Origin of the sequence: Scandinavium manionii (assembly GCF_024764775.1) — a bacterium.
Taxonomy (GTDB): domain Bacteria; phylum Pseudomonadota; class Gammaproteobacteria; order Enterobacterales; family Enterobacteriaceae; genus Scandinavium; species Scandinavium manionii.
Genome location: NZ_JALIGC010000032.1, coordinates 56,690 through 70,529, shown reverse-complemented (window position 1 = coordinate 70,529; position 13,840 = coordinate 56,690). Strand labels below are relative to the sequence as shown.

At 55.0% G+C, this 13,840-nt stretch carries 14 protein-coding genes; 4 read left to right on the top strand and 10 right to left on the bottom strand.

The window, feature by feature from the left end; all coding sequences use genetic code 11:
* Positions 1–28 precede the first annotated feature (28 nt).
* Positions 29–496 (bottom strand): outer membrane lipoprotein SlyB, encoded by a 468-nt coding sequence (gene slyB / locus MUU51_RS03420; protein WP_110508423.1) that lies wholly within the window; start codon positions 494–496, stop codon positions 29–31.
* A gap of 276 nt (positions 497–772) precedes the next feature.
* Between slyB and anmK the strand changes: the two genes are divergently transcribed.
* From anmK to tyrS, 4 genes are all read left to right on the top strand, one after another.
* Positions 773–1,885 carry an anhydro-N-acetylmuramic acid kinase gene (anmK, locus tag MUU51_RS03415; RefSeq protein ID WP_159767876.1) on the top strand — a complete coding sequence of 371 codons (1,113 nt, stop codon included), beginning with the start codon at positions 773–775 and terminating at the stop codon, positions 1,883–1,885.
* A gap of 103 nt (positions 1,886–1,988) precedes the next feature.
* Complete coding sequence (mliC, locus tag MUU51_RS03410) at positions 1,989–2,324, top strand: C-type lysozyme inhibitor (RefSeq protein ID WP_159767879.1); 336 nt, start codon at positions 1,989–1,991, stop codon at positions 2,322–2,324.
* Between the two features lie 57 nt (positions 2,325–2,381).
* Positions 2,382–3,038, top strand: a complete 657-nt coding sequence (gene pdxH, locus MUU51_RS03405) for a pyridoxamine 5'-phosphate oxidase (RefSeq protein ID WP_258967111.1) — start codon at positions 2,382–2,384, stop codon at positions 3,036–3,038.
* Positions 3,039–3,164: 126 nt separating this feature from the next.
* A complete protein-coding gene (gene tyrS, locus MUU51_RS03400; protein ID WP_159767885.1) occupies positions 3,165–4,439 on the top strand; it encodes a tyrosine--tRNA ligase in 1,275 nt (424 codons plus the stop codon).
* A 116-nt stretch (positions 4,440–4,555) separates the two neighbouring features.
* Here tyrS and gstA read toward each other — a convergent pair whose 3' ends face one another.
* The 9 genes from gstA to rsxA form a co-directional block, all read right to left on the bottom strand.
* The gene (gene gstA, locus MUU51_RS03395; protein WP_159767888.1) at positions 4,556–5,161 is read right to left on the bottom strand and encodes a glutathione transferase GstA; all 606 of its coding nucleotides are present in this window, start codon (positions 5,159–5,161) and stop codon (positions 4,556–4,558) included.
* 107 nt (positions 5,162–5,268) lie between these two features.
* A complete protein-coding gene (dtpA, locus tag MUU51_RS03390) occupies positions 5,269–6,780 on the bottom strand; it encodes a dipeptide/tripeptide permease DtpA (protein ID WP_159767891.1) in 1,512 nt (503 codons plus the stop codon).
* A gap of 584 nt (positions 6,781–7,364) precedes the next feature.
* Positions 7,365–8,000 (bottom strand): endonuclease III, encoded by a 636-nt coding sequence (nth, locus tag MUU51_RS03385; RefSeq protein WP_258967110.1) that lies wholly within the window; start codon positions 7,998–8,000, stop codon positions 7,365–7,367.
* Positions 8,000–8,704, bottom strand: a complete 705-nt coding sequence (locus MUU51_RS03380; protein WP_258967109.1) for an electron transport complex subunit E — start codon at positions 8,702–8,704, stop codon at positions 8,000–8,002. Before MUU51_RS03380 ends, nth begins: the two co-directional genes overlap by 1 nt.
* A 3-nt stretch (positions 8,705–8,707) precedes the next feature.
* Complete coding sequence (gene rsxG, locus MUU51_RS03375; RefSeq protein ID WP_258967108.1) at positions 8,708–9,328, bottom strand: electron transport complex subunit RsxG; 621 nt, start codon at positions 9,326–9,328, stop codon at positions 8,708–8,710.
* Between the two features lie 8 nt (positions 9,329–9,336).
* Positions 9,337–10,389 carry an electron transport complex subunit RsxD gene (gene rsxD, locus MUU51_RS03370; RefSeq protein WP_258967107.1) on the bottom strand — a complete coding sequence of 351 codons (1,053 nt, stop codon included), beginning with the start codon at positions 10,387–10,389 and terminating at the stop codon, positions 9,337–9,339.
* Positions 10,390–12,621: an electron transport complex subunit RsxC gene (gene rsxC, locus MUU51_RS03365; RefSeq protein WP_258967106.1), complete on the bottom strand. Its 2,232-nt coding sequence runs from the start codon at positions 12,619–12,621 to the stop codon at positions 10,390–10,392.
* Positions 12,614–13,192: an electron transport complex subunit RsxB gene (rsxB, locus tag MUU51_RS03360; protein WP_110508397.1), complete on the bottom strand. Its 579-nt coding sequence runs from the start codon at positions 13,190–13,192 to the stop codon at positions 12,614–12,616. The genes rsxC and rsxB overlap by 8 nt, the downstream gene beginning before the upstream one ends.
* Complete coding sequence (gene rsxA / locus MUU51_RS03355) at positions 13,192–13,773, bottom strand: electron transport complex subunit RsxA (RefSeq protein ID WP_159767909.1); 582 nt, start codon at positions 13,771–13,773, stop codon at positions 13,192–13,194. The genes rsxB and rsxA overlap by 1 nt, the downstream gene beginning before the upstream one ends.
* Positions 13,774–13,840 lie beyond the last annotated feature (67 nt).

The following is a 13,840-nucleotide window of genomic DNA, read 5'->3' as shown; positions in this document are numbered from 1 at the left end:
GTCCGGTTACGTCTGGCTGGCCTGATAATTAGCGTGGGGAAACGGTCACCTGACTGCCATTGCTGGCCATCACAACGCGCTGGCCTGCGACGAATTGAGTATCACCCTGTTTCTGCACAACCATAATGGTGTTGCCGTCGTCTTTGCGGATTTCCAGCTCAACGCCCTGGGTTTTGTTCATTGCACCCTGAACGCCCTGGCCCGCTACGCCACCGGCAACAGCACCTGCTGCGGTCGCGAGTGAACGACCCGTACCGCCGCCGACGGTATTCCCGAGGAAGCCACCGAGAACTGCACCGCCGATTGCGCCGATAACGTTAGAATCGTTGCCACCCTGGATCTGTACCGGACGCGTGTGGACAATGGTCCCGTAGGTCACATTCTGAACCTGTTTGGCTTCGGATGCGGAATAAACGTCCCCGGAGAGGCCGCTGCTATTAACACAACCGGCAAGCGATAAACCAATCATTGAAACGGCCAATACACGTAACATCATTTATGAATCTCCTGTTCACCAAGAAACGCTCTTGAGAGCATCCTTACACCGCAATTATATGGCATTTATGCGCCTCGGGTCATATGTTCTACGAGGATCTCTTCAAAATTGTAATCTCTTTGTGCTTAACCAAGCGTAAACAGCCGTTACGTTGCCACTCTGACTCAGGCCGTATCGCGCCCGCGCACAGGTTTGTTAAATTTTGTTATTGGATCATGGTATTAAGAAAGACTTTATGTTTCAGTGTGGCTCTCTGTCATGAACTAAGGAAGGCGTATGAATTCGGGTCGCTATATTGGTGTGATGTCGGGCACTAGCCTTGATGGCGTGGACGTGGTGCTCGCGGCCATGGACGATAACATGGTGGCACAGCAGGCCAGCCTGTCGTATCCCATTCCCATTGCGCTGAAGGAAGATATCCTCGCGATTTGCCAGGGTCAGCAACTGACGCTATCGCAGTACGGTCAGCTCGATACACGCCTGGGGCGTCTGTTTGCCGATGCGGTGTTAGCGCTGATGGCGCAGGAAAAACTGTCTGCCGGTGATATCGTCGCCATTGGCTGTCATGGCCAGACCGTCTGGCATGAACCGGACGGAGACGCCCCGCATACGCTGCAAATTGGTGACAACAATATTATTGCCGCACGCACCGGCGTGACGGTGATTGGTGATTTCCGCCGTCGCGATATCGCCCTTGGTGGCCAGGGCGCGCCATTGGTGCCTGCATTCCACCACGCGCTGCTGGCGAATCCGCATGAGCGTCGCATCGTGCTGAACATCGGCGGAATTGCGAATCTGTCGATGCTTTGCCCAGGTTTGCCGGTAAAAGGGCACGACACCGGGCCGGGCAATATGCTGATGGACGCGTGGATCTGGCGTCAGTGCGGTAAACCGTACGATAAAAACGCCGAGTGGGCGAATTCCGGCAAAGTTATCCTGCCACTACTGCAGGAAATGCTGAGCGATCCGTGGTTTGCGCTGCCGGCACCAAAAAGTACCGGACGCGAATATTTCAATTATGGCTGGCTGGAACGCCAGTTGGCGAAGTATCCGGGTTTGGCGGCGAAAGATGTCATGGCCACGCTGACCGAACTAACAGCAGTTACCATCAGCGAACAGGTGTTGCTGAGCGGCGGCTGTGAACGGCTACTGGTGTGCGGTGGTGGGAGCCGTAATCCGCTGTTGATGGCGCGTCTGGCTGCACTGCTGCCGGGCACGGAAGTCTCGGCCACCGATGACGCTGGCGTCAGCGGAGACGATATGGAAGGTCTGGCCTTCGCATGGCTCGCGTGGCGTACCCTTGCAGGGCTGCCGGGTAATTTACCGTCGGTCACTGGTGCCAGTGAGCCTACTATTTTAGGGGCTATTTTCCCTGCAAACCCGGTGTAGAATCAGAGTTAACTTACTGAGGCACGTGTCCGTTGCCGATAGAATGGAAGTGTTAAGGGAGGGCATCTGCCCTCCGGGACCGGGACAGTCTTAAGGTAAGCCAATGAAAAAAATTCTTCTCGCTGTAGTACCAGTGATCGCACCCCTGATGCTCTCTGGTTGTAGCTACTACAACCAGTTCGTTGAGCGAATGAATACCGACACGCTGCAATACCAGTGTGATGAAAAACCGCTGACCGTTCACCTGAATAACACCCGTCAGCAGGTGGATTTCATCTATGACAATCAGCAGCAAACGTTAACCCAGGGCATCTCTGCCTCTGGCGCGCGTTACACCGACGGCATCTACGTCTTCTGGTCGAAGGGCGACGGCGCCACGGTTTACAAACGTGACCGTATCGTGCTGAATAACTGTCAGTTACAAAACCCGAAGCGTTGAGATTTTGCTGATGGCGGCGCACAATAGCGCCACCTGAAGACAACTATCCTAAACGCCATGTCTGACAACGACTCCCTGCAGCAAATCGCGCATCTGCGCCGTGAGTACACCCGTGGCGGCCTGCGCCGTCGCGATCTTCCTGCTGAACCCCTGGCGCTGTTTGAGCGCTGGTTGGGTCAGGCCTGTGAGGCCAGACTCGCCGATCCTACCGCGATGGTTGTGGCAACCGTGGACGAAAACGGTCAGCCGTATCAGCGTATCGTTTTGTTAAAGCATTATGACGAAAAAGGGCTGGTGTTCTATACCAACCTCGGTAGCCGGAAGGCGCACCAGCTGGAGCAGAATCCGCGTATCAGCTTGCTTTTCCCGTGGCATATGCTGGAGCGTCAGGTAATGGTCACCGGTAAAGCCGAGCGTCTTTCTACCCTTGAAGTGGTGAAATACTTCCACAGCCGCCCACGCGACAGCCAGATTGGCGCCTGGGTCTCCAAACAGTCCAGCCGTATTTCGGCGCGCGGGATCCTCGAAAGCAAATTCCTCGAGCTCAAACAGAAGTTCCAGCAGGGCGAAGTGCCGCTGCCCAGTTTCTGGGGTGGCTACCGCATCAATATTGAGTCGATGGAGTTTTGGCAGGGTGGTGAACACCGTCTGCACGATCGTTTTTTATACCAGCGTGAAAACGACGCCTGGAAAATTGACCGCCTCGCGCCGTAATCGCGCATTTTGTTGTTTTAAGCGCTGGCACAACACGGGCTGGCGTTTTATTCTATGAACCTTTCGCAAATGGCGAAACGTCGTGTACCGGCTAAGGTGCAGTCTGTTTTATACATGGAGACTTTGATGGCGAGCAGTAACTTGATTAAACAATTGCAAGAGCGGGGCCTTGTGGCTCAGGTGACGGATGAGGAAGCGTTAGCAGAGCGACTGGCGCAGGGCCCGATCGCGCTCTATTGCGGCTTCGATCCGACCGCTGACAGCTTGCATTTGGGGCATCTCGTTCCCCTGTTATGCCTGAAACGCTTCCAGGAAGCAGGTAATAAGCCAGTGGCATTGGTGGGCGGAGCAACCGGTCTTATCGGCGATCCAAGCTTTAAAGCGGCCGAACGTAAGCTGAACACCGAAGATACCGTGCAGGAGTGGGTGGATAAAATCCGCAAACAGGTAGCCCCGTTCCTCGATTTCGACTGCGGCAGCAACTCTGCCATCGCGGCCAACAACTATGACTGGTTCGGCGGCATGAACGTGCTGACCTTCCTGCGTGACATCGGTAAGCACTTCTCTGTGAACCAGATGATCAACAAGGAAGCGGTGAAACAGCGCCTGAATCGTGACGATCAGGGTATCTCGTTCACCGAGTTCTCCTACAATCTGTTGCAGGGTTATGATTTTGCTTGCCTGAACAAACTGCACGGTGTGGCGCTGCAGATAGGCGGCTCCGATCAGTGGGGCAACATCACCTCCGGTATCGACCTGACTCGTCGTTTGCACCAGAACCAGGTGTTCGGCCTGACCGTTCCGCTGATAACCAAATCAGACGGCACCAAATTTGGTAAGACCGAAGGCGGTGCTGTTTGGCTGGATCCGAAGAAAACCAGCCCGTATAAATTCTACCAGTTCTGGATCAACACCGCGGATGCGGACGTTTACCGCTTCCTGAAATTCTTCACCTTCATGGACATTGCCGAAATCAATGCGCTGGAAGAAGAAGACAAAAACAGTGGCAAAGCTCCGCGCGCCCAGTACGTTCTGGCCGAGCAGGTGACCCGCTTGGTGCATGGTGAAGAAGGCCTGGTAGCGGCAAAACGCATCACCGAAAGCCTGTTCAATGGCACTCTGAGCGCGTTAAGCGAAGCTGATTTCGAACAGCTGGCGCAGGATGGTGTACCGATGGTCGAAATGGAAAAAGGTGCGGACCTGATCCAGGCGCTGGTGGATTCAGAACTGCAGCCGTCCCGCGGTCAGGCGCGTAAAACTATCGCCTCTAATGCAGTCACCATCAACGGCGAGAAGCAGATTGATCCGGAATACACCTTCGCTGAAAGCGATCGTCTGTTCGGACGCTACACGCTTCTGCGTCGCGGTAAGAAAAACTACTGCCTGGTATGCTGGAAGTAAATTCCCGCTGACAGGATAAAGGAAAGGCCGCGAATGCGGCCTTTTTCTTACCCAATGGCGCTAACGCTTCTCGGGCTTGTGTTCTGTTGTAATTCTGGCAGGTTTACGCCGCCGGGTTAGCTCAGACCTTCTGCTTCCATTGCCGCCGTCACGCCTGGACGGGCCGCCACCCGCGCCATGTAGGCTTCAATATTTTTCAGCCCGCTCATATCCAGTTTCACCGCATGCGCCCAGCGCAGAACGGTAAACAGATAGCCATCGGCAATCGTAAAGCGGCTACCGCAAATCCACTCGTTATCACGTAGAGCGTCATTCACGTAGTTCAGTTTCTTCTCCAGCAGCGCGCGCACGGTTGGCTTGAAGTCTTCCGGAGTGTCGGGACGGAACAGTGGTGTAAAGCCCTTGTGCAGCTCTGTGGCGATGTAATTCAGCCATTCCAGAGTCCTGTAACGCGCAATGCTACCTGCCGGGGCCAGCAGTTGGCGATCGGCTTTTGTATCGGCGATGTACTGCATAATCGCCACACCCTCAGTCAGCAGGGTATTGTCATCCAGAAGCAGAGCGGGCACCTGGCCTTTTGGGTTCACTTGCCAATAATCTTCCCCGTTTTCCAGCTGCTTTTTCGCGAGATCAACACCGACCAGTGAAAAATCCATCCCGCTCTCTTGCAACGCGATGTGGGAAGCAAGGGAACAGGCACCGGGTTTGTAGAACAATTTCATGACGAACTCCTTTGGACACAGATGTGTTCCTTATCCTAGAGCGCGAGCAGATAAAAAAAAAGCCGCTGAACGTATCAGCGGCTTAATTAATTCGTTTTCCGGGAAAGTTATGCGGAAGCTGTCTCGCGAGCTTTTGCGATATCAGCTTCGTCATCCTGAGTCATGCGATTCAGTTTCGGTGCGGTCAGCATCATCAGTACAGCGATAACAGCGGTGGCGATACCAATCTTCATGAACACATCACCGTAGACGTGCAGGGACAACAGAGGGTCGGTTACGTTTTCTGGAACCGCCATCAGGTTGGCCACGTTACCGGCGATGATTGCAGCACCGGCGGTAGTCAGGAACCAGCTACCCATGATGAAGCCCATCAGACGCTGTGGAACCAGCTGTGCAACCATTGCCAGACCCAGACCAGAGATCATCAGCTCACCGATAGACTGCAGCGCGTAGCTCAGAATCAACCAGTTTACAGAGACGATACCTGCGTCAGATGCGAATTTCGCACCCAGTGGCAGCACCAGGAAGGCCAGAGAACACAGCACCATACCGAAGGCAAATTTGTTCGGCATTGGCATACGGTCGCCCATCTTGTTGTAGATGGCGGCCAGAATTGGGCTACCAATCATGATCCAGAATGGGTTGAGTGCCTGGAACTGTTCTGGCTCAAACGCGATACCCAGAATGGAATGCTCAACGTTACGGATAGCGAAGAAGTTCAGAGACGTTGGCATCTGGCTGTACAGCACGAAGAACACGATAGCTTCAACCATCAGGATGAAAGCAACGAGCATCTTACGACGTGCAGCTCCCTGCATGGCGAAGGTTTCTTTCGCGAAGATGCAGATGATACCCAGAGCAACAACGCCCAGAACCAAGCGTGCGATACCCTGGTTGTGCAGCAGCCAGGTGGCGATAGCAACCAGAATCACAACACCGACGATAGTTGCCAGCAGTTTACCGACGTGTACTGGCGCAAAGTCAGGCTTGGAACCGTAGCTTTTCACCCATTTCTGGCAGAACGCGAAGTTCACCACAGTGATACACATACCGACCACGCTCAGCGCAAACGCAGTGCTCCAGCCGTATTTCGCCGCCAGCCATGGAGTGGCCAACATAGAGAAGAAGGAACCGATGTTGATGGACATGTAGTACATGGTGAATGCACCGTCCAGACGCGGATCCTCTTTGTCGTAGCAGGTAGAAAGCAGGGAAGACGGGTTCGCTTTAAACAGGCCGTTACCGACCGCGATGGTCGCCATACCCATATAAACGACAGCAGCGTCATGACCTGAGAAGGCTACCAGTGCGTAACCGATCGCCAGAACGATGGCGCCCAGCATGATAACGCGTTTGGTCCCCAGAACTTTATCGCCCAGCCAGCCGCCGACAGCGACCAGACCATATACCAGCGCACTGAAAGAGGAGAACAGCGTAATGGAGTCCGATTCGGACATACCCAGTTGTTTCACCAGGTAGACGGCCATGATGCCCTGAAGGCCGTAATAGCCAAAACGTTCCCAAAGTTCGATAGAGAATATGAGATAGAACGCTTTAGGTTGCTTGAAAGCGTTGAGACTTACGCTTTCTTCAGTTGGTTTATTGTTTGCAGTAGACACATATACCTCTTTTTTTACATCCCATATTAACGGGGGTGGTGGGCGTGACGTTCGTTTTGACATCCGCCTTATAATTATTCTTGGAGGGGAAAACGGGAGGTAATGTTCACTATCCTGAACGTTCACACAAGGGGTTTGTAATACTCTGTTACACATAACGAGATCGTTATAATCGTCCGTTCATCTAAATGTTATTCAGCGTTTAACATCGCCGTTTCGATTCCGTCAGATTTTTTCACTAAAAAATAGCCCTGCCGCGCCCTGAGAGGCGATATGTTCTGCTGTTTTGCTTTACACCCAGTGATATGGTCCATTAATCCGAAAAATAGTGGTGATATGTCTGGTTAAAAAACAGTTAACCACTTCATCAGCAAAGGCTTGCGAGCATTTTTATAACATTGATGTAACATGATGTTATCGATGTGATCTGTATCACATTTGTATAGAAATTTTAGTTGAGAAAAAAACGATTAACCTGCCAGAGCGATAAATGACCGGATCATGCATTAGATTTTGGCTGGCTAGAGAGTGAATCAGAAGGCAGGAAAGCCGTGTGGCAACACGGCGTTAAAACGGGATCAGGATCAGCTATCGACTTTTTCTTTAAATTCGCACAGGTCTTCAATCAGGCAGGAGCCACAGCGAGGCTTACGAGCGATGCAGGTATAGCGACCGTGTAGAATCAACCAGTGGTGGCAGTCTACTTTAAATTCGGCAGGCACCACTTTCAGCAGTTTCTCTTCTACCTGTTCGACGTTTTTGCCAGGCGCGAAGTGGGTACGGTTGCAGACGCGGAAGATGTGGGTGTCTACGGCGATGGTTGGCCAGCCAAATGCGGTGTTCAGTACCACATTCGCGGTTTTGCGTCCTACACCGGGCAGGGCTTCCAGTGCGGCACGGTCCTCCGGCACCACGCTGCCGTGCTGCTCAATCAGAATGCGGCAGGTCTTAATCACATTCTCGGCCTTGCTGTTAAACAGGCCAATAGTCTTGATGTACTCTTTCACACCGTCAACGCCAAGTGCCAGCATTGCTTCCGGGGTGTTCGCCACCGGATACAGCTTCGCCGTGGCCTTATTGACGCTGACGTCCGTCGCCTGCGCGGAAAGCAGCACCGCAATCAGCAGCTCGAACGGGCTGGTGAAATTAAGTTCCGTGGTCGGGTGCGGGTCGTTGTCCCGTAACCGGCGGAGGATCTCAAGACGCTTCTCTTTATTCATTAGGCTTTCCCTGTCGTGATTTTGACGTCCGGCACAACTTCGCAATGATTACGCAAACTTGTGGCCTTCTGCTTCATACGCTGGTCGATAACGTATTTCCCTGCCAACAGCATACCGAGTCCAATAAACGCACCCGGTGGCAGCATCGCCAGCAGGAACGGCGTATCGGTGTGGAACACTTCAATGCGTAGCACTTTGGCCCAACTGCCCAGCAGGCCATCTGCGCCGTCAAAGAGTGTACCGTTGCCGAGAATTTCACGGATGGAGCCAAGAACAAACATCGCGCAGGTGGCACCCATCCCGATGGCGAATCCGTCCAGCGCGGACAGCATCGGACCTTGCTTTGCCGCGAAGGCTTCGGCGCGGCCAACGACAATACAGTTGGTCACAATCAGTGGGATGAAAATGCCCAGCGACTGGTACAGGCCGAATGCGTAAGCGTTGATCAGCATCTGCACTGAGCTCACCACCGAGGCGATGATCATCACGTAAATCGGAATACGGATTTCAGGCGGTGTCCAGCGGCGAAGCAAGGAGACAAACAGGTTGGTCAGGGTCAGCACCAGCGTGGTCGCCAGCCCCAGGCCAAGGGCGTTGGTTGCCGTGGAGGTCACCGCCAGCAGCGGACACAGCCCTAACAGCTGCACCAGCGAGGAGTTGTTTTTCCATAATCCCTGAACAATAACGTCTTTGATTTCACTCATGATTTACTCTTCACAGGGGCTAAGTTCGTTGATCTGCTGCGGCAGCGTCTCGGCAAAAAGTCCGGCGCGTTTTACTGCGTTCACCACCGCGCGAGGCGTAATGGTAGCACCGGTAAACTGATCGAATTCACCGCCGTCTTTCTTCACCGCCCACTGGCTGTCATTATCGCCGTGAATGATTTTACCGGCAAAACGGGTGATCCAGTCGGAATGGCGCAGCTCGATTTTATCACCCAGGCCCGGTGTTTCATGGTGCTGGGTCACGCGAGAACCGAGTACGGTTCCGCTAAAATCGGCCCCAACCAGAAGCTGAATGGCACCGGAATACCCGTCGGGCGCAGTGGCTTCCATCACCACGGTGACCGGCACGTCGTCTTTACGGGCGATATAAATCTTATGGCTGCCTTTCCCTAACGCTGGGGCGTCCAGCACATAACAGCTTTTCAGCAGGTCGTTATTATAGCTTCCCTGCGGCACCACTTGATCGAACAGCGCCATTTGCTGCCTGGCCGACTGGCTATCAATGGTGCTTTTGGTCATCTGATTAATGATGGCCGTGGTTCCTGTGGCACCGGCGGCGAAAAGGGCCAGCGTGATGCCGTGTTTGCGAATCGTCGTCAGCATGGTCGTTCTCAGCGGTGTCCATAAACGCGCGGACGCGTGTAATAGTCGATCAGCGGCACGGTAATGTTGGCTAACAGCGTCGCAAAGGCCACGCCGTCTGGATAACCGCCGAAGCTACGAATCAGCCATACCAGCACACCAGCCAGTGCGCCGTAGAGCAGGCGACCACGATTGGTCGTGGAGGCGGTCACCGGGTCGGTCAGAATAAAGAACGCGCCGAGCATCGTCGCGCCGGACAAAATATGCAGCTGTGGGGAAGCCAACGACTCTGGCGAGAATGCCCAGCCGAGCGTGGCGCAGACGGTGAGCGTCACCAGGAAACTCACCGGAATATGCCAGCGAATGGCCCGTTGCCACAGCAGAAACAGGCCGCCCGCCAGATAGGCAACATTCACCCACTGCCAACCAATGCCCGCCAGCGCGCCGCGATAAATCGTGGAATGTAGAATGTCATTAACGCTGTGGCCTGCGTGCAGCGAGGTTTTGAAGGTGTCCAGCGGTGTCGCCTGGCTGATGCCGTCAACACCAACCCGCAGTGCGTTGATATCGGTTCCGGTGGCGGTATGTCCGCTGAGGATAATCTGCAGGGTATCCATCAGAGTCGGCGTATTAATCGCGATTTCCTGCGGCGGCAACCAGGACGTCATCTGCACCGGGAAGGAAATCAGCAGCACCACGTAACCAATCATTGCCGGGTTAAACGGGTTATTGCCCAGGCCGCCATAAAGCTGTTTGGCGATAATCACCGCGAAGGCCGTGCCAAGTACCACCATCCACCACGGCGCCAACGACGGAATACTGATAGCCAACAGCAGCCCGGTGAGCAGGGCGGAATTGTCGCCCAACGTTTTACCTATTTCTTGTTTGCGCAGACGCAGAATGGCGGCTTCTGCTACCCAGGCAGTGACGCTCGCGATAAGGATTTGCACCAGCGTACCCCAGCCGAAAAACCAGGTCTGAACGGCGATCCCCGGCACGGTCGCCAACAGAACCAACAGCATAATGCGCGAGGTCTGGCGATGGTTGTGGGTGTATGGGGAGCTTGCGATTTTAAAGACCATTTATTCCTCGTTTACTGCCTGTTTTTCTGCTTTGCGTGCTTTCGCACGGGCGATAGCCGCTTCAACGGCGGCTTTACGCGGATCAATGGTTTCAGCCTCAGCCTCGTTGGCTGCATGCTGTGCCGCTTTACGGGCTTTAGCACGGGCAATGGCGGCTTCAACGGCAGCTTTGCGCGGGTCAAGCGCTTCGACAGCAGGGGCTTCAGTCGTTTGTTGCTCCGCTTTACGGGCTTTAGCACGGGCAATGGCGGCTTCAACGGCAGCTTTGCGCGGGTCGGCGGCTTCGACAGCAGGGGTTTCAGTCGTTTGTTGTTCCGCTTTACGGGCTTTAGCACGGGCAATGGCGGCTTCAACGGCAGCTTTGCGCGGGTCAACCGCTTCGACAGCAGGGGCATCAGCCGTTTGTTGCTCCGCTTTACGGGCTTTAGCACGGGCAATGGCAGCTTCAACGGCAGCTTTGCGCGGGTCGGCGGCTTCTACAGCAGGGGCTTCAGTCGTTTGTTGTTCCGCTTTACGGGCTTTAGCTCGGGCAATGGCGGCTTCAACGGCAGCTTTGCGCGGGTCGGCTGCGTCATTTACCGTTTCACTGGTGCTGTCGGCCTGGCGCCTTTCTGCCTGAGCGGCGCGAGCCTGGGCCTTGCGAGCTTCGCGTGCAGCAATCACTGCGCTGTTATCGGGCTGCACACCGGCCTGAACGACAACAGGCTGCGTTGCCTGTTTTTGCTTATCACGCACACGGTTCAGGGCGGCGTTAATCGCATCCTGATCCTGGGCAGCAGGCTGTGCCGCAGAGTGTTTATGGCGCTCAAGGCGGGCGGCTTTGTCACGCTCGAGTCGTGCGGCACGCGCTTCGAAACGGGCTTTTGCCTCGGCCGCACGTTTTTCTTCCTGCTGGATGGCAGAGATTTCGGCCTTTTCCTGACGGAAGTACTGCACCAGAGGGATATTGCTCGGACATACCCACGCACAGGCGCCGCATTCGATGCAGTCGGCCAGATTGTGCGCGGTGGCTTTGTCGTGCTGCTGGCCTTTGCTGAACCAGTACAGCTGCTGGGGCAGCAAATCTGCCGGGCAGGAATCGGCACAGGCGCTACAGCGAATACAGCTCTGTTCTTCTTCCGGTTCACCCATCTCGCGTGGGGAAGGCGCCAGCAAACAGTTGGTGATTTTAACCACCGGCACATCGAGCCATGGCAGGGTAAAGCCCATCAGCGGGCCGCCCATAATCACCATTTGCTCCGGGCTCGGGCAGAAACCGGCGTCTTCCAGCAGATGACGCACCGGCGTACCCAGTCGCGCCCAGACGTTACCTGGCCGGGAAACGGACTCACCGGTCAGGGTAACGACGCGTTCGGTCAGCGGTTCACCGTCGATAACGGCGCGCTTAACCGCGAAGGCCGTGCCGACGTTTTGCATCAGTACGCCAATGTCAGAGGAACGCCCGCCGTGAGGAACCTGTTTGCCAGTAAGGATCTGCGTCAGCTGTTTTGCACCGCCAGACGGATATTTGGTTGGGATCACCCGCAGGCTGATGCCATGTGCATCGGCCAGCACCGCTCGCATCATCGAAATGGCCTGCGGCTTATTGTCTTCGACGCCGATCAATACTTCTTTCGGCTGCAGAATACGCGCCAGAATGCGAATGCCGTCGATGATTTGCGCAGCGCAATCCTGCATCAGGCGGTCATCGGCGGTGATATAAGGCTCGCATTCCGCGGCGTTGATGATCAGCGTGTCGATTTTATCGCCGCCGCCTTTTAGCTTGGTACCGGTCGGGAAACCTGCGCCACCGAGTCCGGCAACGCCGAAATCATGAATGCGTTCGATAAGTTCTTCGCGGCTGCGGTTCTGCCAGTCGTTCCAGCCATCGCGTTCAATCCAGCAGTCGTCGCCGTCGGCTTCGATAATCACGCTCATTTCGGCTAATGCAGAAGGATGGGCGGTGGAGTGGGGCGCAATGGCGATAACAGTCCCGGACGTTGGCGCGTGTACCGGCAGCATACGGCCCCAGCCACGGGTCAACGGCTGGCCGCGCAAAACGCTATCGCCAGCACTCACGGCCAGTTCGCCTTCGGCACCGATATGCTGTTTCAGCGGAATGACATAACGCTGCGCAAGAGGAACCTGGCGCAGGGGCGTGCCATTAGACTGAGTCTTCATTTCCGGAGGATGAATGCCCCCGTCGAAGTCCCAGATTTTGTCCTTTCTGAACGCGGAAAATAACTTAAGCATGGTGTTCCACTGGAATGATACGGACTGGAATGGTTTGCAGATCCCACTTCCAGCTCTCGGTCGTCTCTGCGACCGGAATTAATTCGATACACTGCGTCGGGCACGGGGCGACGCAGAGATTACAGCCGGTGCACAGGTCGGTGACCACGGTGTGCATGGCGCGGGTGGCGCCAACGATGGCATCCACCGGGCAGGCCTGAATGCATTTGGTGCAGCCGATGCAGTTCGGTTCGTCGATAACCGCAATCATGCGCACCGGCTCCACGGCCTGTTCGTCGCCATCGATAGGCTGCGGTTCTACGTTAAGCAGCGTGGCGATTTTCAACATCACCGCTTCGCCGCCTGGCGCACAGCGGTTGATTTTCTCGCCCTGGGCACCTACGGCTTCTGCGTAGGGGCGACAGCCGGGGTATCCACACTGACCGCACTGGCTCTGAGGCAAGATTTCATCAATTTTTTCCACCACCGGATCGTCCTCGACCGCAAAACGGCGCGAAGCGTATCCGAGAATGCCGCCAAAAATCAGGCCTAACAGGCTGAGGGCAGCGATGGCAATCCACACTAACGTCATTACAACTTCACCAAACCAGTAAAGCCCATAAAGGCCAACGACATCAGACCGGCTGTGATCAGCGCAATGGCGTTCCCGCGGAATGGGGCAGGCACATCGGCCACCACGAGGCGTTCACGAATCGCCGCGAACAGCACCATGACCAGCGAAAAACCGACCGCCGCAGAGAAACCGTACAGCGCCGATTGCAGGAAATTATGCCCAAGGTTGATATTCAACAGCGCCACGCCGAGTACCGCACAGTTGGTGGTTATCAGCGGCAGAAAAATCCCGAGCAGACGATAAAGCGCAGGGCTGGTTTTACGCACCACCATTTCGGTGAACTGCACTACCACAGCGATGACCAGAATAAAGGCCAGCGTGCGCAGGTAAATCAGATTAAGCGGAATGAGGATCCATGTGTCAATCAGCCACGCGCAAACCGACGCAAGCGTCATCACGAAGGTGGTGGCGAGACCCATCCCCATGGCCGTTTCCAGTTTTTTGGAAACGCCCATAAACGGACACAGCCCAAGGAACTTCACCAAAACGAAGTTATTAACAAGGACGGTGCCGATAAAGAGCAGCAGGTAATCAGTCATATTGGACCTGGAACGAAAAAAGCCGCCTATTATCGGTCAAACCGCAGCAGGCGACAACAGATTATCT